Source organism: Microcella frigidaquae (genome assembly GCF_014200395.1).
Lineage (GTDB): Bacteria > Actinomycetota > Actinomycetes > Actinomycetales > Microbacteriaceae > Microcella > Microcella frigidaquae.
The window spans coordinates 725,674-748,351 of the sequence record NZ_JACHBS010000001.1 but is presented as its reverse complement, the minus strand read 5'-3'; the positions used below and the strand labels follow the sequence as shown (position 1 = coordinate 748,351).

Genomic DNA, 22,678 nt, shown 5'->3' with positions numbered 1-22,678 from the left:
AGCAACAAGCAAGACCCGACGAGAGAGAGAAGAACATGACGAGCACGACCCTGGCGTTGCCGACGACGAGCAACGTGCACGAGTGGAACGACGAGGAGAAGGCGATCGTGGAGGCCGCTGGCCTCGTGCACACGGATTCGCAGACCGGACAGAAGACGCTGGCGGAGCGGCCCGTGGTGGCCGCGTTCCTGGCGCACTGCGCGCAGACGCAGCTGAACCCGCTGGCGCGGCAGATCTACTGCATCGCGCGGAAGTCGAAGGGTCAGCTGAAGTGGCAGATCCAGATCTCGATCGACGGCGCACGCCTGGTGGCGGAGCGGTCGGGCGAGTACGCGGGGCAGACGACGCCGGAGTTCACCAGCGACGGGGTGACGTGGACGCAGGTGTGGCTGTCCTCTGACCCGCCGAAGGCCGCCCGTGTGGGTGTGCTGCGGAAGTCGTTCAAGGAGCCGCTGTACGCGATCGCCTTGTGGGATGCGTACGCGGTGTACGACGACGTGTGGGAGAACGGTCGCAAGACGGGGGAGAAGAAGCCGTCGGCGATGTGGTCGAAGATGGGGCCGCTGATGCTGGCGAAGTGCGCTGAGATGCTGGCGCTTCGGAAGGCGTTCCCGCAGGACCTGTCGGGGTTGTACTCGTCAGAGGAGATGCAGCAGGCGGGTGGCGCTCTGGTCGAGCGTGAGACGCCGGTGACGCGTGAGCTCGGCGTCGGGCCTGACGGCGACGTGGTCGAGACTCACCCGGGAGCGGTGATCCGCAACCAGCGTGCGCAGGCTGCTCGCGTTGCGTCGGCGCCGGAGGCTCCCGCGCGTGACTGGGCGGCCGAGCTCGAGCAGGTCACTGACCTCGACGGTCTGCGGTTCCTGTACCGGGAGGCGCAGCGGGTCGGCGCGTTCGCTGAGCCGGTCACGTTCCAGGGTGTCGGGCAGACCGTCGAGCAGGCGCTCTGGAAGGCGAAGGAAGCCCTGGAGGAGACGACGCCGCCGCTGGTGGAGGCGAAGCCGACGAAGGTGAAGCCGCGCGACTGGCTGCGTGAGGGGCGCGCTCTGGATGCGGAGCAGCTGCGGGCGCTGATCATCGAGGCGTCGACGGCTGGTGCGGCTGACGAGGTGGTCGGTCAGCTGGAGGAGATGTACCGGTCGCTGTCGGCGGTGGCGCCGGTGGAGGGCGCGTCGTGGGCTGAGGATGCGGGTGATGACCGGTGGCAGGGGTCGCCCGCGGTGCTTGACGCCGAGGTCGTCGCTGACGATGACGAGGTGATCTGATGGCCGCGCCGAGGGGTGAGGCGCACACGCCCGAGCTGACGGTGGAGGAGGCGGCGAAGGCGCGCGCGTTCGCGTTCGACGTGCCGCCGGCAGAGGACAACGAGCCTTCGGTGCCGGTCGAGAAGTCCATCGACCCCGTGGTGGTGTCGGCGCCGGTGGTGCGGTTCGAGCGTCACCTGGTGCTCGTCGACGGGCAGGTGCTCACGGACATGGCAGGCCGACCGGTGGCGGATCCGTCGCTGCAGGAGGAGCGTGCCGATCTGATTCGCACGCGGTTGGCGCCACAGCCGACGGCGGGGCAGATCAAGACGCCGGATCAGGTGATCGATGACCTGGAGTGGGCGAAGCATGGGGTGGCTGAGGGTGCTCGGCTGATTCGTGAGGCGGAGCGGGCGTGGAAGGCGCTGAAGCACGAGCTGGAGCGTCGTCGTGCGCACGCCCGTCAGCGGTCGCTGGGGCGGTCGGCTGATCAGCGGGACGCGGACGTTTACCTGCAGACGGAGTCGCTGGCGCGGGCGGTGGATGACGCGGAGACGGTCCTGAACTATGTGCGGGCGGTGTCGCGGGCGTCGGAGACCACGACGTCGGCGGCGCAGACGCAGGCGCGGATGGTGGAGGCGACGTTCCGTCTCGCCGGGACGGGGCGTGAAGCATGAGCGCGGGCATGGATCACGGGGCTGAGGCTGAGCGGCTGCTCGGCGAGCTGCGTGAGGGGATGCTGACGCATTCGGGCGCGCCGGTCGATGTGCAGCTCGCGATCGTGCACGCGCTGCTCGATGTGGCTGAGGCGGTGCGGGCGGCCTGCGAGGCGCTGGCGGGGAGCGTGGGCGAGTTCGTCGACGACTCGGCGCTGCCGTCGGAGGGTGGCATGGAGGTGCGGGCGGGCGGTCCGGACCCGACGCCGGACTACCCGGATGCCGGGTACTGCGGTGCTCGCTCGCCGCGGGACGGGCGGCCGTGCACGTGGCAGGCGGGGCACGAGGGTGCTCACGTCGCGGGGAATAGTCAGATCGCGGTCGAGGTGTGGTGGTGAGCGGCCAGCGCGCGTCTGTGGACGGCATCGAAGTCGAGGTGACTCTCAGGGTCAACGACTGGGCGGCGCTGGGCGAGCGGCTCGCGCACCAGCACAGCCAGCACCAGGCAGACCTGCTCGGCGCCTACGCGCTCGCGAGCGGCCGATACGCGATGCAGTTCCCCCTCGTCGCTGAGCGGCTGCTGCTGGCGGAGAAGGACGACCCGGATATGCGGGCGACGCGTGAGGCGGTGCAGCGGTTCTGCCGCGAGCTGCTCGAGCACCTCGATGAGGGGAGCCGGTGATGGACGAGATCAACGTGCTGGTGGAGGCGGCGCGCCTGCTGCGGGAGGCGGCGGACGACGTCGAACGGTACCAGCCGGTGCAGTCGTCGCAGTTGCGGTCGGCGATGGTGCGCCTCGACGAGTTGGGGTTCTCACGGACGTTCGTGGCCCGGCAGGTGGCGGAGTGGCTGGAGGCCGAGGCAGAGGCGGCGCTCGCCGCGGGAGACGCCCCGTTGGGGGCTGCTCTGGCGGTGGCGGAGAAGGTTCGGAGGGAGTCGTAGTGGCTGAGGAGAAGGACGTGCAGGCGGGCCTGCTGAACGCGTCGGTGTTGGGCCGTCGGGTGCGGGTGCCGCAGATCGGTGGCGATCGGGAGGGGAAGTTGGTGCTGGTTGTGCATGGGAAGGCGGTGCATGGGCCGGGCGCGGTGGTGACGTTGGAGTTGCAGGTGCCGGGTGGTCGTGAGCGGGTGCGTGTGGCTCCGTCGTCGACGGTCACGGTGGTGACCCGATGAGGCTGCCGCTGAGCGCGAGTGACCTGCGGGCGATCGCTGACGCGTTGGAGCCGATCGAAGTCCAGCCGGCGATCGCGCAGAACCCGGTGATCGGTCGCATCGAGGTGATCCGTCCGGATGGTGATGACGTCGTGGGCTACTTCGAGCGCGAGACGTTGGATCCGATCGATCTGGCGGATGCGTGGTTCGGGTTCGTCGCTGGCGGTGACTCGTGACGCCCGTCGAGCGGCTGCGGGCCGCGATCGAGAAGCTCGAGTCGATGCGTGCGGCGTGCACGCCCGGCGACTGGGACTTCGAGTCCATGCCCGAGACCGGGGAATCCCGCATCTACTCGGAGGCTGACGGGTTCGCGTTCATGTCGGCAACGACGGTGACGTTCTTCCCGGTGCCGGGTGGCATGAAGCCGAACGACGCCGAGCTGATCGTGACGCTGCACCGCACCATCGACGCGCAGATCAGCATCCTGCGTGCGGCTCTCGCGCGCGCCGAGGCGAAGATCGCCGGCGGCGGTGTCGAGCGCGCCGTCTGGTCGAACGCCCGCGACGCCCTCGCTCTGGCTGACGCGATCCTCGGGAGCGACCGATGAGCCCCGCTGAGCGGCATGAAGCGAAGCTGCGCGACCTCGTCGAGACCGCCGGTTTCGAGCTCGCCGTGTCCCTCGACGCGCCCGGTCGGTTCCGCATCGTCGAGATCGTCGACGGCGAGTTCTCGACCGTCGCGTGGGCGTCGACGAGCGCGCGCGGCTTCGACGTCGTGTTCCCCAGCACGCAGGCGCGTGCGACTACCCCCACCGAACTGGTGGATCAGCTCGAGAAGTGGAAGGAGGCCCGCTGATGGGCGTCGCAGACAGGTTGGAGGACGGCTTCCCGCATGGGACGCCTGACGGGTATCGGCAGGGCTGCAAGGGCTCTCACTGCCCGGAGGGTGATGAGGGGCGGCTGTCGTGCATGCAGGCGTACACCCGCTACCAGTCGGACTACGGGTATCGGCGTCGTGTGGATGAGGGGATGACGCCGGTGCAGCTGGCGGAGTTCGACGCGAAGGTGGCGGAGGAGAAGCGGGCGCTGGTGGCGCAGGCTCCGCGGAGCGCGCCTGAGCCGGGCCCGACGGCAGAGCCTTCCGCGGTTCCGGCGATCGCGGATGAGCGACACGGGTCGACGAGCGGCTATGCGGCCGGGTGCCGGCTGAAGGAGGCGTGTCCGGGTGTCGCGCTGGTAGGGAGGTCCTGCACGCAGGCGGCGACCGAATACCAGCGGGAGGTCAAGCGGAGGAAGCGGGCGGAGAACGGCGCGACCGCGCCCGGGCCCTCCGAGGCGCCTGCCGAGCCTGCTGACGACGCTCCCGCGCTGCTCGCGGTGCGTGACCAGCTGGCGAAGTCGGAGGGGCGGGTGGCCGAGCTGGAGGGCGTGCTGAGCGATCGGGAGCAGGTGAACGCGGCGCAGGCGAAGCGCATCGCGGAGCTGACCGATCGTGTGGCGTCGCTGGAGTTGGAGCTCGACGTCGCCAAGAGCGCGCGCGAGGTCACCCTCTCGAAGGACGCGCAGCTGGTGGTGCCGCCGCGTGAGGCCAACCCGTCGCGGTTCCGGTTCCAGCGCGACGACGCCGGCGGCGTGGTCGTCGACGTCGACGGCGAGCAGCCCGGCTTCGTCCGGTTCGACCTCGACCAGAGCGGCGCGCTGGTGGGCGTGGCCGTGCAGTCCGGCAAGTAGCAACACCCGACAGAGAGAAGAGAGAGATGAGCATGGAGATTCGTGAGGTCGCCCCGGGCGATCTGATCGTGGCGGCGAACGTGCGCCGCGACGTGGCGCTGACGAAGGAGTTCGTGGCGTCGGTGAAGCAGCACGGCGTGAAGGTGCCTGTGCTGGTGCAGGAGGGCCCGACGGGGCTGGAGGTGCTGGATGGTCAGCGGCGCACGCTGGCGGCCGTGGAGGCGGGTCTGAGCGTCGTTCCGGTGGTCGTGCAGCCCGTGGTGACCGATGAGGGCCAGCGGATCGTCGATCAGCTGGTGGTGAACGAGCACCGGTCGGGCCTGTCGAACGCGGATCAGGTGGAGGCGATCCGTGACCTGGCACTGTTCGGCCTGTCTGCGTCGGCGATCGCGAAGAAGACCGGGGAGAAGAAGGCGACGGTCGACGTCGCGCTGAAGGTCGCTGCCGTTCCTGCTGCGGTCGAGGTGATGCGTGAGAAGCAGGTGTCGCTGGAGGACGCGGCGATGCTGGCCGAGGTGGCGGAGGTCGACGAGGAGTTCGCGGCCGAGCTCGGCGAGAAGCTGGCGAAGGGCTACAACGTCGGCTACGACGTGCGCGAGTGGCGGTTCGAGCGGGCGAAGGCTGCGGCGATGGCGGAGATCGAGGCGGCCGGGGTGGAGGTCGTGGAGCCGCTCGGATACGACGCGGACGACCCGCGCGCGGTTCGTGACCTGTTCCTTGACGAGGCGTTCGAGCGGCGCATGGACGGGCTTGATGAGGCCGAGATGAAGCAGATCGCAGGGGATGGTCTCGTGGCGTTCCTCAGCTGGGGGTGGGGAGGTGCCGACCGTAACGAGCGCGTCGTCGAGGTCGAGTACGGCGTGCGCGGCTGGCGCGAGCGGGGACTGTTTGGCCGCGACCGCTCCGCGTATGCGAGCAAGCCTGCGGCCCCGACCACGCCGGAGGAGGCCGAGGCGCTGAAGGCGGAGCGGCGCGCGGCGCGCGAGCGGACGAAGGCGTGGGAGATCGCGACCGAGGGGCGGCTGGTGTTCCTGCAGGGGCTGCTGCAGCGGAAGACTCTGCCGGCCGGGTGGGAGTTGCAGGTCGCGCTGCTGCTGTGCCGCTCGAGCTCGAACATCAACTGGTCGATGGCGAAGGGGCTCCTGCAGGCGTCGGAGCAGGACAGCGAGTACGTGGGCTACCTGACGCTGCGGCGCATGCTGTCGGAAAACCCGGCGCGCGCGGCGCACGTCGCGCTCGCTGTGGCGCTGGCCGAGCGTGAGGGCGGCCGCGACTTCGACCGGAAGGGCTGGCAGGCGGAGGGCGTGGCGGACTACCTGCGGCTGCTCAACGGCTGGGGCTACGAGCTCGCCGATGTCGAGCGTGAGGTCGTTGAGGGAGCGCAGGCGGCGTGACGACTCCGACCCCTGTGGTGCGTGCGGTGACGTACGAGCGCGACGATCACCGTTGTGTCTCGTGCGGCACGCTCGCCACCATCACCTACCAGCACCGTGCTGCTGAGGGCATGGGCGGGCGGAAGGCGCGGCCGCGGCTCGCGGAAGGGCTGACGGCGTGCGCGTTGTGCAATGCGGCCTATGAGGGCGCGCTGCAGGTGCGGGCGCTGGCGTACGGGTGGAAGGTGCGTCGGTTCGTGGTCGAGCAGGGGTTGGCGGCGCAAGTGCCGGTACGGTACGCGCTCGCTGGGTGGCATCAGCTGACGACTGACGGGATGCGGATTCCGATCTCGCAGAAGGCGGCGGTTGAGCTGATGCGCGCCGTGTACGGGCCGGTGTGGGACGAGTGGAGGGCCCTCGCGTGACGTTCAGGGCGATGTACCGCGGCACCTGCGGCTCCTGCGGGGACCCGATCGTGCCGGGCGACGAGTGCGCCTATGAGGAGGGCTCGGTCGTGCACGAGGACTGCGTGGGCGCCCCTCGCGTGCGGGTGACGGTCAAGCGGGCGGAGATGTGCACGAGCTGCTGGCTTGAGCGGCCGTGCCCCTGCGATGACGACAGGAGTGCAGCATGAAGCGACTGATTCCGCGAGTGGTCAAGGTCGAGTACTGGGGCGGAGACCGCCCCTGGATGCTGGGTGTCGAGACGTGGGTGACCGAGCACGAAAGGCACCTTCCGTACACGTCATTCGTCGAGAGTGCCGAGAGGTTCGTGATGTTGCACCTCGGCCACGTTGCCCTCGAGTGGAAGTGGGGGGTTCGCGCGTGAGCGTGAAGGTGTCGAGCTGGGTGTGGCATGACGCCACCCAGGAGGTCAACGGGAACGAACTGATCCTGCTGCTTGCGCTCGCCGACGTCGCCGACGACTTCGGCCGGTGCCGGTTCGTCGACGCGGAGACGGCGCTGACCTACGACGGGCTCGCGCGGAAGGTGCGCGTCGACCGTCGCACGATCGAGCGGCTGATTCCGAAGCTGCGCGACCGGGGTCTGATCGAACAGATCAAGGGCGTGAAGGGTCGCCCGAACGAGTTCCGCGTGCTGGTGCCGTGGGCGTCACAATCCGCCGACAAAGTGTCGGAACTCCGTCCGGATTCCCCGACAGCGCCGCAGAATTCCCCGACAGCGGTGCAGGAATTCCCCGACAACGACGACATTCGCTCCTCTCTTATACGTATAGACGTAAGAGACGTAGAGAGAGGGCGCGCTTCGCGCGGCACCACCATCGCCGAACCGTTCATCGTGACCGTCGAGATGCGGCAGTGGGCGGCCGCCGAGACACCGCTGGTCGACGTCGACCGCAGCACTCGCATGTTCGTCGACTACTGGCGGGCGGCGACGGGCGCGAAGGCGACGAAGAGGGACTGGCTGGCGACGTGGCGGAACTGGCTGCGACGTGACCAGGAGCGCGCTGAGCAGCGCGGCGGGGTGAAGCTGTCGCCGGCTGATCGTGCGATGGCGACGATCGCGCTGGGCGCCGATCAGAAGGCGGTCGGCGCATGATCCGGGCCGAGATGGCGAGGGTGCTCGCGTTCATCCAGCTCGGCGACAACCGACACGTGGACGGGCTGGTGCTCGACTACTGGATGGAGGTGGTCGGAGATCTCCCGTTCGAGGCTGCGATGCAGGCCGTGCGCAGGTTCCGGCGCGAGCGGCCGGGCGTGTACCTCGAGCCCGGGCACCTGCTCGAGCTCGCTGGTGTCGTCGACGAGAAGCCGTCGCCGATCCCTGACCTCACCGAGCAGGTGGGGCGCGCTCTCGCGCTCGAGCGTGCCGGCCTGACCGAGGAGCAGGCAGCGGCCATGACGGTCGAGGAGCTCGCGGCGCGCCTGCAGCCGCCGCGGGCGCTCGACGCCGGCGAGGAGTGGGCGGTGCCGGTGGAGGTCGACGATGAGTGAGGTTATCTACGCCGACGAGTTCGTGCAGCTGTTCCTCGGCGACTACCGCGACGCAGACCTGTCGCAGATGGACGCGACAGCCATCATTACCGACCCGCCCTACGGGGAGACAAGCCTGGAGTGGGACCGCTGGCCGACTGGTTGGCTTGACGATGCCTGTTCGATCGCACCCGCGCTCTGGAGCTTCGGGTCGATGCGGATGTTCCTGGAACACGGAAAAGAGTTCACTGACGCGGGCTATCGGTTTGCGCAGGACCTGATCTGGGAGAAGCACAACGGGTCAGGGTTGGCCGCCGATCGCTTCCGGCGCGTGCATGAGATCGCCACGCACTGGTACCACGGCGAATGGGCCGACGTGAAGCACACGACACCGACCACTGCTGACGGGAGCCCGCGCGTCGTTCGTCGACGCGAGTCCAAGGGCGAGCACCAGGGCTCGCGAGGGGCGAGTAGCTACGTCTCTGAGGATGGCGGACCCCGGCTCATGAGGTCGGTGATTAAGGTCCGTTCGGAGCACGGTCGCGCGGTGCACCCCACCCAGAAGCCGGTGGGCATCGTCGCGCCGCTCATTGAGTACAGCACCGAGCGGGGCGACCTCGTCGTTGACCTGTTCGGCGGCTCGGGCACGACTGCTGTGGCCGCGCGAGCGCTGGGTCGTCGCTGCGTCATCTTCGAGGCGCGCGAGGACTACGCCCTGGCCGCCGCGAAACGACTCGCGCAGCAGACGTTCGACCTGGAAGGCCTGAGCGCATGAGTGACGAGTACACGTACACCGACGCTGACGCACCCGACGATGTCGCGGTGAAGCGCGACGTGCCGTGGTCGCTCGAGGCAGAGCAGTCGGCACTGGGGTCGATGATGCTCTCGCGCGACGCGCTCGAAGACGTCATGGCGGTCGTGCAGCCGGATCACTTCTACCTGCCGAAGCACGAGACGATCGCCCGCGCGATCGGCGTCCTGGTCGCCCGCAACGAGCCGGTGGACGTGCTCACGGTCGGCGACGAGCTGCAGAAGCACGGCGCGCTCGGCAAGGCGGGAGGCGCCGCCTACCTGCACGAGCTTGCCGGCATCCCGACCGTGGTCAGCAACGCGGGCTATCACGCCCAGATCGTGAACGACCACGCTCGGCGCCGTGTGCTGCTGCAGGTCGGTATGCAGATCACGACGAAGGCGTACGCGTCGGAGGGGACCGTCGATGAGCTCGAGGATGCGGCACGGCGTGCTCTGGACGCGGCGACGTCGCGCGCGGGGAGGTCGGTGCGGCGCATCGGCGACGCGCTGGATCAGATCATCGACACCCTCGACGAGAAGCCGCAGTTCCTGCCGACGCCGTGGCAGCCGATCGACAAGCTGATCGGTGGGTTCGCGCCCGGGTCGCTCGTCGTCGTCGCCGCACGTCCCGGGCAGGGGAAGACGATCGCGCTCATGCAGACGGCGGTGAAGCTCGCCCGGCACGGCATGGTCGCGTTCTCCTCGCTCGAGATGACCGAGGCCGAGCTCGGCGTGCGTCTGCTGTCGTACCTGGGCGAGATCCCGATGCAGTCGCTGCGGAACCACTCGCTGACCGACCTGGAGTGGAAGCGGGTCGCGGAGACGCGTACGAAGGCGCGCGAGGCGCCGATCTTCATCAACGATGCGGGCGGACAGACGCTGGCCACGATTCGACAGCACGCGCGCGCGGTCGCGCGTCGGGGGAAGCTGACCGGGATCGCGGTGGACTACCTGCAGCTGGTGCAGGGCGAAGGGTCGGACCGGCGTGTGGTGGTCGACTCGATCTCGCGTGGCCTGAAGCAGATCGCGAAGGACTTCAACGTGCCCGTGCTGGCGGCCGCGCAGCTGAACCGACCGCAGCAGGCGCGCGGTGGCCCTGTCGAGCCGACTCTGGCCAGCCTGCGCGAGGCGGGCGGTATCGAGCAGGACGCCGACGTGGTGATCCTGCTGCACCGCGATGCGGAGAAGCATCCGCGAGACATCAAGTTCATCGTGGCGAAGAACCGGCACGGCGAGCTGGGCGCGGTGAAGCTCGCGTGGGAGGCGCACTTCGCTCGGTTCGTGGAGAAGCCGTGGACGCCGACGCATCACCTGTACGAGGAGAGCTGAGAGGAGACGATGGTGGCGATCGAAGTGACGGAGACGTTCGAGGTGGCTCGGGTGGAGGTCGGTGACGACTACCGGGTGCACCTGTGGCAGGCGCGGAAGGCGTCGAGCTACACGGTGACGCAGGCCATGACGTTGGCCCGCGAGTTGGTGGCGGCTGCCGATGAAGCCGATCGTCTGCTGGCTGACCATCTGCGCGACATGGCCGCGCGCACGGCATCAGAAGCGGGCGGGGCGCCGCTGTGATCGAGGAGATGACCGACGCCGATGTGCTGCAGTGGCGATGCCAGCGCGCCCTCGGCGAGGTGAGCGAGCTCTCGATGCACGTGCGGTCGCTGATCGTGCCCGGCAACGGGCAGGGGGAGCGCGGCGAGGAGGATCCGCGCGAGCGTGCTCCGTTGCGGGTGACGCCGACGGACGCCGCCGACCATCTGTTCGCGAATCTGCTGCTGTGGCTCGACTACTGGTGCGAGCAGTTCGAGGTGGTCGCGCCGGTGTCGTCGGCGGTGGCGTGGTCGAACTACCGGGAGGTGCAGGGGTTCCGCGCGGGCACGTCGGTCGAGGACGCTGGGCGGCTCGCGGGGAAGGTGGCCGGCGCGTTGCTCGCGCTCGAGCCGAGCATCGCCGGGCACGGGCAGGGGAGCGTGTACCACGGGGAGATCGTGCGCCTGGTGGGGGAGGTGCGGGGTCGGTTTCCGATGGAGCAGCGGAAGCCGAGGCCGGCGACGCCGCGCGCATGCCCGACGTGTGAGCAGTTCGAGGTGCGTGCGGATTGGTGGGGGGTCGACGTGACCGATGTGGAGGTGAAGTGCGGCCACTGCGGGTGGCGTCCTGAGGGGGACCTGCGGGCGTTGAGTGGCTGGCTGGAGCCGGTGGTGGTGGAGCGGCGGGTGGAGCCGTTCGATCCGGCGAATCCGTTCCATGAGGGGCTGCGCGCGCCCGTGCGCAGTTCACACGATTCCGAGACAGGAGAGCAGTGACGATGCGAGTCCGTGACCGATTGTTGATGCTGGCACAACGTGTCGCCGGGGCACTGAAGTGGTGGGGGTCGAGTTTCCACCTGCGCACCGATCCTGCCTGCGCCGAGTATGTCGCGCCACGACCGGGGTCGCGGCTGGAGCGAGGGTCGAGGGGCTACAGCTGCACGCGGTGTGTGGCAATCTCGTCGCTTTGGTTCAGCCCCGAATTGCCCGATTCCGGCAGGGAGGCAGAGCAGTGAGGCGCCGCTACGCCCGGCGCATTCGAGCGGGCATTGCGGCGAGCAGGCTGCCGGTGTTGCACCAGCTGCTGTGGCTTGGGAACGTGGCCGATGATCTTGCGCTGCGCGCCTACTGGCGAGCGCGGAACAAGCACATCCGCACTACTCCTGATTCCGGGTCGACCTCATGAGCGTACGAACCGAGTCAGGTCAAGCACCCTTCCACGATCTCTCGAAAATCGGCCTTACGAATCGCGCGCAGCCCGTAGCGATCGCGCGCCACCCATCGATCGCCTTCTCGAGAGATCGAACTGATCAACGTCGGCCGTGCTGGGCGAAAGTGGCCGTACAAGGTCCACTCGTTATCTCCCGACTTCCGAAGCGAGTATCGGGTTCGTCCATCGACGAAGATGTGAGCATGGTCAGCCCCGATCTCGGTTGGCAGGTCCGCAGCGGAGGGAATCATGCTCAGATGCTACGGACAGGCACCGACGTCCGAAGGGCGCGCTGTGGCTGATCGCCAGCTGCAGAACCTAGATGCCCCGTTCTGGACGCATCGGCAGGCCGCCCTTCACCTGGGATTCACGACGGCCACGATCCGCAAGTACATCCGCCAGGGCCTCCCGACATACCTCGACGGGACGCTAGTGAAGCCGCGCGAGGTCGTCGCGCACCGGATTGCGGCCCGTGAACGACAACTGAAGACCCTCGCACGTGACCATAACCAGTTCTAGGTGATCACAACACGCGCTAATCAACGATGGTCGGTACGGGTCTCCTGGTAGGCTCTTGCCTCAGGCAAGCGCGCACCCTCCCACCGGAGGCGGCGCGCTTTCGCCGTTAACGACCGGCCGCCGAACCTCTTCTCCGTCGGCCGGGAGAGGCCTGATCCACCTGGTCCGTCGGGGGCGCAATCGGATCATCTGCGACGCACTGGTCACACAGTCGTTGCACGCCTGAGGTGGCGGCACCTGCACCGAGCTGGGAGCCCGGGGGTGCCGCCACCACAGTGCACCCACGCTCGGGTGGGGTGTCAACGCGGCGGTCCATCGTGCCGCGAAGGACGCCCTACAGCGCCGCCTCCTTTCGACGGCGCGGCGCACCTGCACCCCACCCTCCTCTCACCCACGGAGAGCCACATGACCGACGTCATCATCGGCGGCACCCGCTACATCCCCGAAGGCACCCACACGCCCCGCATCGGCATCGGCATCACCACCCGCAACCGCGCCGACGTCGCCCAGCACTCGATCGCCGAGATCCGCCGCCTCACCCCAGACGCGAAGGTCGTCATCGTCGACGACGCCTCCACCACCCCGTTCCCTGACGCCACCTACCGGTTCGCCGAGAACGTCGGCATCGCCCGGGCGAAGAACAAGTGCCTCGAGCTGCTCGCCGACTGCGACCACATCTTCCTCTTCGACGACGACGGCTACCCGCTCGTCGACGAGTGGTGGAAGCCGTACGTCGAGTCGCCTGAGCCGCACCTGATGTACATCTTCCGCGACCGGTCCGGCGGCCCCGGCGAGCTATACCGTGACGACCAGCACGTCGCCTACACCGACTCGCGCGGCGTCATGCTCTACGTCGACCGCAAGGTGCTCGACGTCGTCGGCGGTATGGATCCCATCTTCGGGACGTGGGGTCACGAGCACCCGTCGTGGTCGGACCGGATCTTCAACGCCGGCCTCACTTTCTGGCGGTACGCCGACGTCGTCGACTCCGGCCGCCTGATCTGCTCGCTCGACGAGGACGAGAAGGTCACCCGCTCGGTCCCGCAGCGGGAGCGGCAGGCGCAGATGGCCCGCAACGAGGCGATCTACTGGCAGTACCGCCACGAAGCGAACTACGTCGAGTACCGCACCGCCCGAACGGTCATCACGACCCTCCTGACGGGCGTGGTGGACCCTCAACGCGGCCAGCACATGCAAGCCGACCCCGCACTGCTCGCGACCCTGCAGAAGTCGCTCACCGTGCCCCTCGTTGTGCTCCACGACCAGCTCAACGCACACTCGACGGACATGGTCACGTACGAGCGCGTCACAGCCACGCTGAACCCGTACGTGCAGCGCTGGCAGTCGATCTACCGATACCTGCGCGACCACCCCGAGCTGCACCTGGTGTGGTGCGTGGATGGCACCGACGTCGAGCAGCTGCAGGACCCGTTCCTCCTCGACTTCGGCGATCGCCTCGCCGTCGGCACAGAGCACGAGGTGGTCGGCTGCGACTGGATGCGCAAGAACCACCCGAACGAGACCATCCAGGCGTTCATCGACCAGCACGCCGACGAGCAGCTGCTGAACGCTGGCCTCGTCGGCGGCCGCCGCGAGACGGTGATGGCGTTCCTGCACGACCTGCTCGCCGCGTACTGGGAGATCCAGACCGACCTCCACACGGGCAGGACGAAGCACGGCATCGGCGTCGGCGACATGGGCCTGTTGAACCTGGTCGCGTACTCGAAGTGGTCAGGTCGACTGATCACGGGCCCGCGGATCAACACGCGGTTCAAGGCGAACGAGCGCACCCCGTACAGCCTCTGGCGTCATAAGTAGGAGGCCGGCGTGGTGCGTCTGTCCGTGGTGGTGATGGCGCACCCGAAGCGCCGTCACGCCGCCGAGCAGCTCGCCCGCGACGTCGACGCGGCGATCGTCTGGGATGAGCGCGACGACGAGTGGGACACGGGCGCGCGCGCGATCGCCGCCTACGACCCCGAGGCGACGCATCACCTGGTGCTGCAGGATGACGCCCTGCCCGTGCCTGACTTCCGCCGGCACGCGGCCGCGGCGCTCGATCAGCACCCGGACGCGCTCGTGTCGTTCTACCTCGGCACCTCGCGGCCACCCCAGTGGCAGGCCGCCGTGGACCGGGCGTGTGAGCAGGCTGAGGATATCGGCGCCGCATGGCTGTCCGCACCCGTCCTACTGCACGGCGTCGCGATCGCGATCCCTACCCCGGAGATCCCCGCGCTGCTCGACTGGTGCGACCGGCCTACGGTGCCGTACGACGAGCGCATCGGCATGTACTGGCGCTACGTGCTGGACCGCCCGGTGCTGTACACGTGGCCGTCTCTCGTCGACCACGAGGACGGCGCACCGGTCGCCGCACACCGGGACGGGGAACCCCGCGACGAGCCGCGGCGGGCGCGACTGCTCGGCTGGCCGCAGACCTGGAACACCCCAGTCGTCCCGATCGGAGGCTGAGCATGGCGAAGCGTCAGCGCGACGGCCGCGGCAAGACCGCGTACCGCCGCAAGCGAGACGCACTGAAGCGCCGCGTCGAACGCGACAACCTCCCATGCGGCTACGGGTCGCCCACGCAGGAGGGCTGCGGCGAACCCATCGACCTCACCCTGCCCGCCGGGCACCCGCAGGCGTTCACCGCAGACCACCCGGAAGCGCTCGCCAACGGCGGACACCTCGTCGCGCAAACTCTGATCCCAATGCATAACGCCTGCAATAGCCGCAAGGGCAGCCGGGCTCCAGTCGAAATCTGGGAGGCCACATGATCGCGACCACTGCCGCGCTATGCGCGATCAACGGATGCGGCAAGCCTCGCCACCAGCGCCGCCGCTACTGCGGCTCCCACGCCATGCGCGCATACCGCTACGGCGACCCGAATGCCCGAAAGCCGCAACCTCGGCGCGATTTGATCGGCCAGGTGTTCGGCCTCCTCACAGTCCTCGAGACTGACGGCTACCACTGGCGATGCAAGTGCGAGTGCGGAGCGATCGCGACGATCCCGACCGGCAACCTCAACCGGGGCCAGACCACCTGCGGCAACCGCACCACGCACCGCAGAGAAGCCACGGTCGGCTACTACCAGGCACACAAGCGGCTCACCGTCGATAGAGGCCCAGCATCAGCGCACGCATGCGTCGACTGCGGGCAGCCCGCACAGCACTGGTCATACAGCAACGCCAGCCCTGACGAGCTCACCGACGTCACGGGACTGCGATACAGCCTGAACCAGGACGACTACCAGCCCCGCTGCGCACCCTGCCACTCCATCCACGACGGCAAGACCACCCGCGCAGCCTGACGGGGGTGGGGGGACCCCTCTGAAGCCCGTCACGCGGACACCTCCCGCCCAGCCTGCCCTCGTCTCTCTCCCGGTCACCTGACACCTGACACGCCTGGAGGTGCTCGATGGCGGCTGTTCTGGCTCCGTGCGGCACTCCGGCGGCGTATCGGCGGCACAAGCGCAAGGGTGAGCCGGTCGATGAGGCGTGTCGGGTGGCTGCTCGGCAGGCGGAGGCGGATCGGCGGCGTGAGGCGTCGGGGAATGGCGAGGGGAACGGCGCGGTGGTGCAGCTGCGGCCGTCGGCGGCGCCTGCTGCCGCGTCGACGGAGTCGCGTGAGCTCGCTCGGAAGCGGCTGGTCGCGCAGCTTGAGCGGCTCGAGCGTGCGATGGACAAGGTCATCGAGTCGGAGCCGATGCAGATCGTGACGTTATCGAAGCGTCACTCGGAAGTGCTCGCGGAGCTGCTGGCGCTGGATGCGCCCGGCCCTTCGACGCCGGGCCCGGCTGGAGAGGTGGACCCCTTTGAAGGGCTCTTCGGTGCTGGAGGTACTGCTCGGCGAGCAGCGGCCACGCCTCGCACGTAGGCCGGAGTCGGCGGTCGCCTCCTATGGCGACATGGTGGTCGACTTCGTTCGCGCGTGCGGGATGCGGTTGGACGACTGGCAGGAGTACGTGCTGTGGGCGTTGCACGACGTCGACGAGAAGGACCGGTGGGCGGCGTCTGAGGCTGGCCTGCTGGTGTCTCGGCAGCAGGGGAAGACGGAGATCCTGGTCGCCTTCGACCTGGCGCGCCTGTTCCTGTTCCCGATGGAGGATCTCCGCCGGCGGACGGTGCTGCACACGGCGCATGAGGTGAAGACGGCGACGGAGTCGTTCGAGGCGCTGAAGTCGATCATCGAGTCGCAGCCGCGCCTGGAGCCGCTGGTGGATCACATCTACTCGGCGAACGGCAAGGAAGCGATCGTGCTGAAGAAGCGGCGCGGTCAGCGACTGGGTGACCGCGTTCGGTTCGTGGCCCGGTCGAAGGGCTCGGGTCGTGGTTTCGCTGCGGCGGACATCGTCTACGACGAGGCGCAGTACCTGACCCACTCGCAACGGTCGGCGCTGTCGTACACGACGACGACGATCCCGAACCGGCAGCAGCTGTACTTCGGCACGGTGCCGGATGACGGCGAGGGCGAGGTGTTCGAGGGCGTGCGCGATCGCGGTCGCACGGGGCCGGCGCCGCGGACGATGTGGATGGAGTGGTCGCCCGAGGGTGCGGAGGATCCGAAGCTGACGGCGTCGATTGACCTGCACGATCCGATGGTGTGGGCGCAGTCCCTGCCGGCGCTCGGCATCCGTGTGGAGCCGGAGACCATCCAGGAGCAGGTGGACACGGCGACCGACCGCGGCGAGCTGCTGCGGGAGCGGTTCTCGGTGTGGCCGAACCGACCCGAGGTCGAAGAGGTCGCACTGTCGGCCCTGGACCTGAAGGCGTGGGACGACCACAAGGTCGAGAACCGCGAGCACGGGAAGGGCGCGGCGATCGCGCTCGCGCTCGGCGGTGGCGGCCAGTTCGCCTCCATCGGCATCGCATCGCAGACCGAAGACGGTCGCGTGTACGTCGAGCACCGGCACACCGCCGCGGGCACGCTGTGGCTGGCTGACTTCGTCGCGGTGCTGAAGAAGCAGATGCCCGACGCGCTCGTCGTCCTGGACCCGAAGAACGCGGCGATGGTGCTGACCGCGCTCGGCCGCCGCAACGTGCGGTACATGGCGATGTCGCTCGACGAGCTCGCCGCAGCGCACTCGCAGTTCATCGAGCACGTCAACGCCGGCCGGGTGGAGCACCGCGGCCAGGCGGAGGTGCGGAAGTCGCTGCAGTACGCGACGACGCGCGTCATCGGCAAGGCCGGCAGCACGTGGGAGGCCTCGGACCCGAGGTACCCGATCGCGCAGGCGCAGGTCGTCACGTGGGCCCTCTGGGGCGTGTTCAAGCTCGCGGCCAATCCGCCTCGAGACCCAGCGAAGGTGAAGGGATACGCCTGATGCCGACAGACGCAGAGCTGTACGACATCGACCTGCCGGAGGTGCCCGAGGGGGCGCTGACGGCGGTGGAGATCTCGACACTGGTGGACTCGTTCTTCTCGAAGGCGCGCCAGGAGTGGGCTCGCCTGGAGACGTTGCAGAAGAAGATCGACGGGAAGCTGACGCGCACGTGGATGCCGGCGAACGCCGACATGGAGTACAAGGACCTGTTCCGGAAGGCGTCGTCGCCGTGGCTGGACTTCGCCGCGGCCGCGCTCGGCCAGGGGTGCCGTATCGACGGGTTTTCCGATGAGGTCGTGTGGCGGCAGGCGTGGCAGGCGTCGGGGATGGACGGGCGTCAGGGTCACCTGACCCGACAGTCGATCTCGCTCGGCTACTCCTACCTGGCGGTCATCCCGCACCGGGACCCGGAGAAGGTGCTACTGCGGCCGATGTCGGCGCTGAAGACCTTCGCGGTGTATGACGAGCCGTGGGACGACTACCCGCGTGTGGTGCTGCACCTCGTCGAGGGGTCGCTGCGGGACACCAAGTCGCAGAAGTGGATGCTCATCACCGAGGAGGGCGTGCACCGCTTTAGCGGCGGCTACAAGGTGCCTGGTGATGTCGAGTTCGCGCCGCACAGCCTTGGCTACACGCCGGTGGCGCGCATCGGCGCGACCTACGATGACGTGCCGCGCTCGATCGTCGAGCCTGCCCTGCCGGTCTATAACCGGGTCGTGGATGCGACGTTCACTCTGCAGATGGTGCAGCGGTACGGCGCGTTCCCGCAGAAGTGGATGGCGGGCGGTGAGGCGCTCGACGAGAACGTGCGCGTCGCGGTCGACACCCTGATCCAGGCGGTCGGCGTGAACGGGGAGACGGCTCGCTTCGGGTCGTTCCAGCCGGCCGATCTCGACCAGGTGGTGAAGGCACTCGAGGCGCACATTCGCCACATGCTGTCGATCCTGCAGGTGCCGCCCACGTACGGGCCGTTCGCCGCGATGGTGAACATGAGCGCGGAGGGCATCGCAGCGGCTGAGGCGGGTTACTTCCGTCACCTGGGCGATCTGCAGGACCCGCTGGGTGAGGGCTACGAGCTCGCGCTGCGCATGGCGGGAGACCTGCTGAACGTCGATGTGCCGGATGACGCTGAGGTGTCGTGGGCGGACGTGTCTTCGCGGTCGCTCGCGCAAGCCGCCGACGCGATCCAGAAGCTCGCCTCGCTCCCGTCGCCGCCGCCGCTGGAAATGCTGCTCGGTCTCTTGCCGGGCTGGAAGCCGGCCGACGCGATCGCTGGCGCGCAGAGCGCCCGCGCGATCGCCCCCATCGACGTCCCTCCTGCCATCGAGCAGTAGGGGTCCACTCCCACCCGCCTACCCGGGCGGGGATGCAGGTACGCCAGCTGCTCCCTCTGGCGGTCACATCGACGGATTCACGGAGGCAACAGCCATGTCAGATCCCACACCTTCACCGGAGCCGACTCTCGAGCCGACCCCGGACCCCACTCCTGAGCCGAGCCCGTTCACGGCGCCCGCGTCGCAGGAGGAGCTGGACCGCATCATCGAGGCCCGTCTCGCGCGCGAGCGCAAGCGGTTCGAGGGCTTCGACGCCATCAAGGAGAAGGCGGCGAAGTGGGACCAGCTCGAGGAGGAGAAGAAGACCCCGAGCGAGAAGGCGATCGAGGAGGCGGCCGCGAAGGCCCGCGCCGAGGTCGCCTCGAAGTACGAGCGGCAGATCGCCGAGGGACGGGTCGAGTCGATCGCTGCGGCGGTCGGCTTCATCGACCCGGCCGACGCGGTGCTGCGCGTGCTGTCGGGGGATCTCCCGAAGAAGGACGACGAGCTGGACGTCGACGAGCTGAAGAAGCGCGTCGAGCAGCTCGCGAAGGACAAGCCCCACCTCGTCAAGACGGAGCAGCGTCAGCGTCCCGGCCGGCAGGAGCCGAAGCCGGGCGTGAAGGTCGCTGCTGCGGCTGGCGAGAAGGGCAAGGCGGCAGCCGCCATTCGGCAGCTCCGCGGCGCGCGTGGCTGAGGCCTGACGACCTCACTCAACCTCTCAACACAGAACGGAGGCCATCATGGCCGACATTTCGCGCGACGACGTCGCAACCCTCATCGAGGAGGAGTACACGAACGTGCTCCTCGAGAGCGCGGAGGTCGCCTCGGCGTCGCTGTCCGCGTTCACCACGGTGCCGCTCGGCACCAAGATCACGAACGCTCCGGTGCTCGCGACCCTGCCCGAGGCCTCCTGGGTCTCGGAGTCGGCGACCGACCCCGCGGGCGTGAAGCCGACCTCGCAGGCGACCTGGGCCAACCGCCAGTTCGTCGTCGAGGAGATCGCCGTGATCATCCCGATCCACGAGGACGCCCTCGAGGACATGACCGAGGACGGCGTCACCCGGCTGACGCAGCTGGGCGGCACCGCGATCGGGAAGAAGCTCGACCAGGCGATCCTGTTCGGCACGAACAAGCCGACCACCTGGGTCAGCCCGGGCCTGCTGCCGGCGGCGGTCGCCGCGGGCGCGGTGTTCCAGGTGTCGGCCACGCCCGGCGAGGACGACCTGGCCGGTTCGCTGTACCAGGCGGCCGACTTCGTCGACCAGTCGGGTGCCGACCCGTCGGTCATCCTGTCGCGCCGCGGCCTGCGGTTCAAGCTCGCGAACCTCCGCGACTCGGAGGGCAGCCGCCTGTACCAGTCGGCGCCCGACGGTGTCGGCGAGGGCTCGATCATCGGCATCGACGCAGCCTGGGTGCGTAACGGCGCCTGGAACTCGGCGTCGGCGACCGCGCTGATCGCCGACCGCGAGCGCGTCATGGTCGGTGTCCGCCAGGACATCACCGTGAAGTACCTCGACCAGGCGACCCTCGGCACCGGTGAGGGCCAGATCAACCTGGCCGAGCGCGACATGGTCGCGTTCCGGTTCAAGGCCCGCTACGCCTACGTGCTCGGCAACACGCTCACCGCGGAGGGCGCGACCGCCGTCCCGGTGGCCGCCGTCACCCCGGCGTCGGGTTCCTGATCCCACGGCGGGGCGCACCCATTCCTCCGGGTGCGCCCCGCGCTGGCCTTCCCACTGAGAGGGGACCCTCATGGCCGTAACGCTCGTGTGGAGCGACGTCAGCCCCTTCCTGCCCGGCCTGTCGAGTGCACAGACCACCATCGGTCAGGCGTGGCTCCCTGTGCTGGTGTTGCACCTCGACAAGCGGTACGGCAGCCACTACACGGACGCGCTCAAGCCGGCGTTCGCCTCGGCCGCGGCGGATGCCATTCGTACGCGCCTCGACCGACCTGGCATGGTGCTGCAGCAGGCGATCTCCGGCGCATCCGTGCGCTACTCCGACCGAGCCGCGCTGCTGTCCTGGTTCCAGCCCGAGCAGCTCGCGGAGCTCGACATGCTCTGCGGCCTGGGCACGGTGCGCTCCGTGCGCACGCCGGCGCCGGACGGCCAGCGGTTCGGGAACCTGGCTCGTGCGTTCGTCGACGAGGAGGAGCTCGTCGGCGGTGACGTCGTCGGGGGCTCCTGATGAAGTTCGCGTACGGGCAGACCGTGTACCGCGACCGGCGCATTCAGGTGCCCGACCCGTACAACCCGACGCGCACCGAGCCCGGCCCGTGGTCGTCAGCGGTGTCGATCGTGATCGAGGGCGCCTACGTCGGGCCTGCCTCGTCGGTGGCGGTCGCGGACCCTACGCGGAACCAGCTGCAGGTTGACCGGTCGCTCTACTGTCCGCCGACGGCCGACGTGCTGGTCGGCGATCGCATCCGCACCGGTTCGGAGACGTTCGAGGTGCGCGAGCTTCCCGACGCTCCGACGAATCCCTTCACTGGTTGGCGGCCGGTGCTCGAGGTGCCGCTGGAGAGGGTGGTGGGCTGACATGCAGTTCAACAATGCCTTCTTCGAGCAGCTGAGCCGCTCGCCCGGCGTGGTGAGCGTGACGGTCGAGGCGGCGAACCGGGTGGCCGCTACCGCGCGCGAGAACGCCCCGGTGGACTCCGGCAAGTACCGCAAGGGCATCGTGGTGCGGAAGAAGTTCCAGCGCCGCGTCGTCGCCCTTGTGGAGGGCACCGACCCGAAGACGATGCTCATCGAGTCGAAGACCGGCAACCTGGTGCGCGCGCTGCAGAAGAACAAGCAGGTGCGCCGTGGCTGACCCGCTCGTCATCGACTCCGACCTCGAGCTGTTCCTCACCACCTGGTACCGGCAGGCGCTCGCCGCCCGCCCGGAGCCGGTGTGCGCCGGCGTGGAGGTCGACAACAAAGAGCCCTCAACGGGAATGTTCCCGGCTCGCCTGCTCGTCATCCGCGACGACGGGGGACCGGCGACGTCGGCGGTCACCGGCGAGCGGTCGGTCGGGTTCACCGTGTTGGCGGGGTCGAAGCTCGCGCCGAAGGACGCGAACGACCTGATCCGCATCGTGCTCGCCCTCGTCGTGCAGATCCCCGGCCCGGATGTTCCGGGCCAGTCGCCGCGGAACCCCGTGTCCGCGGTGCTCGAGCGCAATGGCCCGTTCTCCGTCGTGGAGGAGCAGGACCGCGCGCGTCGGTTCGCGACGGTCACCTTCGCGGTGACGCCCGAACCGCTCTGACCTACCCACACCATCGCCCCTCCGGGGCACGACACCTGAAGGAGATGCCATGACTGCAGACAGCAGCGGCAACGACATCCTCGCCGTCGGAGTCCCGGTCACGGGCTTCATCGGCATCGCCCCCTACGGGACGACCATCCCCACGCCCTCGGGCGGCGCCGCCGAGCCCCTCGTGCTCGACCCGGCGTTCAAGAAGCTCGGCCTGCTGAAGACCGACGGCGGCCCGCAGTTCGCGTACGCGGCCGACGGCGACCCGATCGAGTTCTGGCAGGACTCGTACTCGATCCCCACCGGCCTCGCGAACGTCACCCTCACGGTGTCGATCGCCGAGGCGCTGAACACGAACGTGCGCGAGCTCATCGCCGGCGCGACGGTCGACGTGAACGGGTACCTCGAGTACGACGGCGGCGGCCACGCCACGAAGTACGTGGTCTTCACGGAGGAGATCTTCAAGAACGGCGCCATCCGCCGCCGCGTCTGCCCGAACGTGCAGGTGCAGGGCATCACGGAGGACCAGTCGAACCGCGGCCAGGTGAACGGTCAGCAGCTCGTCTTCGAGATCCTCCGCGACGCGGCGGTCAACGGGAACCACTTCGGCGAGTGGGTGCTGCCCGCAGCATCCGGCTCCTGATCTGAGCGGCGCCGCCTCGAGCTCGTG

General features: G+C 68.9%; 35 protein-coding genes. 34 read left to right on the top strand and 1 reads right to left on the bottom strand.

Annotation, left to right across the window (positions count from 1 at the left end):
- The first annotated feature begins 35 nt into the window (after positions 1-35).
- The 19 genes from bet to BJ959_RS03625 all read left to right on the top strand — a co-directional run bounded on the left by bet (position 36) and on the right by BJ959_RS03625 (position 11,185).
- Positions 36-1,265 carry a phage recombination protein Bet gene (bet, locus tag BJ959_RS03715; protein ID WP_153982524.1) on the top strand — a complete coding sequence of 410 codons (1,230 nt, stop codon included), beginning with the start codon at positions 36-38 and terminating at the stop codon, positions 1,263-1,265.
- Positions 1,265-1,921, top strand: a complete 657-nt coding sequence (locus tag BJ959_RS03710; protein WP_153982525.1) for a hypothetical protein — start codon at positions 1,265-1,267, stop codon at positions 1,919-1,921. Before bet ends, BJ959_RS03710 begins: the two co-directional genes overlap by 1 nt.
- Before the next feature lie 8 nt (positions 1,922-1,929).
- Positions 1,930-2,298: a hypothetical protein gene (locus BJ959_RS03705; RefSeq protein WP_153982526.1), complete on the top strand. Its 369-nt coding sequence runs from the start codon at positions 1,930-1,932 to the stop codon at positions 2,296-2,298.
- Positions 2,295-2,582: a hypothetical protein gene (locus tag BJ959_RS03700; RefSeq protein WP_153982527.1), complete on the top strand. Its 288-nt coding sequence runs from the start codon at positions 2,295-2,297 to the stop codon at positions 2,580-2,582. The genes BJ959_RS03705 and BJ959_RS03700 overlap by 4 nt, the downstream gene beginning before the upstream one ends.
- Positions 2,582-2,842, top strand: a complete 261-nt coding sequence (locus BJ959_RS03695; protein WP_153982528.1) for a hypothetical protein — start codon at positions 2,582-2,584, stop codon at positions 2,840-2,842. The genes BJ959_RS03700 and BJ959_RS03695 overlap by 1 nt, the downstream gene beginning before the upstream one ends.
- Entirely contained in the window at positions 2,842-3,072 is a 231-nt protein-coding gene (locus BJ959_RS03690) for a hypothetical protein (protein ID WP_153982529.1), read from the top strand. The genes BJ959_RS03695 and BJ959_RS03690 overlap by 1 nt, the downstream gene beginning before the upstream one ends.
- Entirely contained in the window at positions 3,069-3,287 is a 219-nt protein-coding gene (locus BJ959_RS03685; protein ID WP_153982530.1) for a hypothetical protein, read from the top strand. The genes BJ959_RS03690 and BJ959_RS03685 overlap by 4 nt, the downstream gene beginning before the upstream one ends.
- Positions 3,284-3,658 (top strand): hypothetical protein, encoded by a 375-nt coding sequence (locus BJ959_RS03680; RefSeq protein WP_153982531.1) that lies wholly within the window; start codon positions 3,284-3,286, stop codon positions 3,656-3,658. Before BJ959_RS03685 ends, BJ959_RS03680 begins: the two co-directional genes overlap by 4 nt.
- Positions 3,655-3,906, top strand: coding sequence for a hypothetical protein (locus tag BJ959_RS03675; protein ID WP_153982532.1), 252 nt, complete (start codon positions 3,655-3,657; stop codon positions 3,904-3,906). The genes BJ959_RS03680 and BJ959_RS03675 overlap by 4 nt, the downstream gene beginning before the upstream one ends.
- Positions 3,907-4,019: 113 nt before the next feature.
- Complete coding sequence (locus BJ959_RS03670; RefSeq protein WP_153982533.1) at positions 4,020-4,781, top strand: hypothetical protein; 762 nt, start codon at positions 4,020-4,022, stop codon at positions 4,779-4,781.
- Between the two features lie 26 nt (positions 4,782-4,807).
- Complete coding sequence (locus BJ959_RS03665) at positions 4,808-6,175, top strand: ParB/RepB/Spo0J family partition protein (protein WP_153982534.1); 1,368 nt, start codon at positions 4,808-4,810, stop codon at positions 6,173-6,175.
- Complete coding sequence (locus BJ959_RS03660; RefSeq protein WP_153982535.1) at positions 6,172-6,579, top strand: hypothetical protein; 408 nt, start codon at positions 6,172-6,174, stop codon at positions 6,577-6,579. Before BJ959_RS03665 ends, BJ959_RS03660 begins: the two co-directional genes overlap by 4 nt.
- A 205-nt stretch (positions 6,580-6,784) precedes the next feature.
- A complete protein-coding gene (locus tag BJ959_RS03655; protein WP_153982536.1) occupies positions 6,785-6,982 on the top strand; it encodes a hypothetical protein in 198 nt (65 codons plus the stop codon).
- Positions 6,979-7,713: a helix-turn-helix domain-containing protein gene (locus BJ959_RS03650; RefSeq protein WP_153982537.1), complete on the top strand. Its 735-nt coding sequence runs from the start codon at positions 6,979-6,981 to the stop codon at positions 7,711-7,713. Before BJ959_RS03655 ends, BJ959_RS03650 begins: the two co-directional genes overlap by 4 nt.
- Positions 7,710-8,108 (top strand): hypothetical protein, encoded by a 399-nt coding sequence (locus tag BJ959_RS03645; RefSeq protein WP_153982538.1) that lies wholly within the window; start codon positions 7,710-7,712, stop codon positions 8,106-8,108. Before BJ959_RS03650 ends, BJ959_RS03645 begins: the two co-directional genes overlap by 4 nt.
- Positions 8,101-8,862, top strand: a complete 762-nt coding sequence (locus tag BJ959_RS03640; protein ID WP_153982539.1) for a DNA-methyltransferase — start codon at positions 8,101-8,103, stop codon at positions 8,860-8,862. Before BJ959_RS03645 ends, BJ959_RS03640 begins: the two co-directional genes overlap by 8 nt.
- Entirely contained in the window at positions 8,859-10,208 is a 1,350-nt protein-coding gene (locus tag BJ959_RS03635; protein ID WP_153982540.1) for a replicative DNA helicase, read from the top strand. The genes BJ959_RS03640 and BJ959_RS03635 overlap by 4 nt, the downstream gene beginning before the upstream one ends.
- A gap of 12 nt (positions 10,209-10,220) precedes the next feature.
- Positions 10,221-10,451, top strand: coding sequence for a hypothetical protein (locus BJ959_RS03630; protein ID WP_153982541.1), 231 nt, complete (start codon positions 10,221-10,223; stop codon positions 10,449-10,451).
- A gap of 8 nt (positions 10,452-10,459) precedes the next feature.
- Positions 10,460-11,185: a hypothetical protein gene (locus BJ959_RS03625; protein WP_153982542.1), complete on the top strand. Its 726-nt coding sequence runs from the start codon at positions 10,460-10,462 to the stop codon at positions 11,183-11,185.
- Between the two features lie 423 nt (positions 11,186-11,608).
- Here BJ959_RS03625 and BJ959_RS03620 read toward each other — a convergent pair whose 3' ends face one another.
- Positions 11,609-11,869 carry a hypothetical protein gene (locus BJ959_RS03620; RefSeq protein ID WP_153982543.1) on the bottom strand — a complete coding sequence of 87 codons (261 nt, stop codon included), beginning with the start codon at positions 11,867-11,869 and terminating at the stop codon, positions 11,609-11,611.
- A gap of 43 nt (positions 11,870-11,912) precedes the next feature.
- Here BJ959_RS03620 and BJ959_RS03615 point away from each other — a divergent pair, with 43 nt between their 5' ends.
- From BJ959_RS03615 to BJ959_RS03545, 15 genes are all read left to right on the top strand, one after another.
- Entirely contained in the window at positions 11,913-12,137 is a 225-nt protein-coding gene (locus BJ959_RS03615; RefSeq protein ID WP_153982544.1) for a hypothetical protein, read from the top strand.
- Positions 12,138-12,542: 405 nt separating this feature from the next.
- On the top strand, positions 12,543-13,955 hold the full coding sequence (locus BJ959_RS03610; RefSeq protein ID WP_153982545.1) for a glycosyltransferase family 2 protein: 1,413 nt from the start codon (positions 12,543-12,545) through the stop codon (positions 13,953-13,955).
- A gap of 9 nt (positions 13,956-13,964) precedes the next feature.
- Complete coding sequence (locus BJ959_RS03605) at positions 13,965-14,603, top strand: hypothetical protein (protein WP_153982546.1); 639 nt, start codon at positions 13,965-13,967, stop codon at positions 14,601-14,603.
- A 2-nt stretch (positions 14,604-14,605) separates the two neighbouring features.
- Positions 14,606-14,908: an HNH endonuclease gene (locus BJ959_RS03600; RefSeq protein WP_153982547.1), complete on the top strand. Its 303-nt coding sequence runs from the start codon at positions 14,606-14,608 to the stop codon at positions 14,906-14,908.
- Positions 14,905-15,441 carry a hypothetical protein gene (locus tag BJ959_RS03595; protein WP_153982548.1) on the top strand — a complete coding sequence of 179 codons (537 nt, stop codon included), beginning with the start codon at positions 14,905-14,907 and terminating at the stop codon, positions 15,439-15,441. Before BJ959_RS03600 ends, BJ959_RS03595 begins: the two co-directional genes overlap by 4 nt.
- 194 nt (positions 15,442-15,635) lie before the next feature.
- Entirely contained in the window at positions 15,636-16,007 is a 372-nt protein-coding gene (locus BJ959_RS03590) for a hypothetical protein (protein ID WP_165879018.1), read from the top strand.
- On the top strand, positions 15,961-17,454 hold the full coding sequence (locus BJ959_RS03585) for a hypothetical protein (RefSeq protein WP_153982550.1): 1,494 nt from the start codon (positions 15,961-15,963) through the stop codon (positions 17,452-17,454). Before BJ959_RS03590 ends, BJ959_RS03585 begins: the two co-directional genes overlap by 47 nt.
- Positions 17,454-18,788 (top strand): phage portal protein, encoded by a 1,335-nt coding sequence (locus BJ959_RS03580; RefSeq protein WP_153982551.1) that lies wholly within the window; start codon positions 17,454-17,456, stop codon positions 18,786-18,788. The genes BJ959_RS03585 and BJ959_RS03580 overlap by 1 nt, the downstream gene beginning before the upstream one ends.
- A gap of 94 nt (positions 18,789-18,882) precedes the next feature.
- Positions 18,883-19,464 carry a hypothetical protein gene (locus tag BJ959_RS03575; RefSeq protein WP_153982552.1) on the top strand — a complete coding sequence of 194 codons (582 nt, stop codon included), beginning with the start codon at positions 18,883-18,885 and terminating at the stop codon, positions 19,462-19,464.
- Between the two features lie 46 nt (positions 19,465-19,510).
- Positions 19,511-20,452, top strand: a complete 942-nt coding sequence (locus tag BJ959_RS03570) for a phage major capsid protein (RefSeq protein WP_153982553.1) — start codon at positions 19,511-19,513, stop codon at positions 20,450-20,452.
- 70 nt (positions 20,453-20,522) lie between these two features.
- Positions 20,523-20,957, top strand: a complete 435-nt coding sequence (locus BJ959_RS03565) for a hypothetical protein (RefSeq protein WP_153982554.1) — start codon at positions 20,523-20,525, stop codon at positions 20,955-20,957.
- Positions 20,957-21,307 carry a hypothetical protein gene (locus tag BJ959_RS03560; RefSeq protein WP_153982555.1) on the top strand — a complete coding sequence of 117 codons (351 nt, stop codon included), beginning with the start codon at positions 20,957-20,959 and terminating at the stop codon, positions 21,305-21,307. Before BJ959_RS03565 ends, BJ959_RS03560 begins: the two co-directional genes overlap by 1 nt.
- Position 21,308: 1 nt before the next feature.
- On the top strand, positions 21,309-21,584 hold the full coding sequence (locus BJ959_RS03555; RefSeq protein WP_153982556.1) for an HK97 gp10 family phage protein: 276 nt from the start codon (positions 21,309-21,311) through the stop codon (positions 21,582-21,584).
- Positions 21,577-22,020, top strand: coding sequence for a hypothetical protein (locus BJ959_RS03550; RefSeq protein ID WP_153982557.1), 444 nt, complete (start codon positions 21,577-21,579; stop codon positions 22,018-22,020). Before BJ959_RS03555 ends, BJ959_RS03550 begins: the two co-directional genes overlap by 8 nt.
- 49 nt (positions 22,021-22,069) lie before the next feature.
- Positions 22,070-22,651 carry a phage tail tube protein gene (locus BJ959_RS03545; protein ID WP_153982558.1) on the top strand — a complete coding sequence of 194 codons (582 nt, stop codon included), beginning with the start codon at positions 22,070-22,072 and terminating at the stop codon, positions 22,649-22,651.
- Positions 22,652-22,678 lie beyond the last annotated feature (27 nt).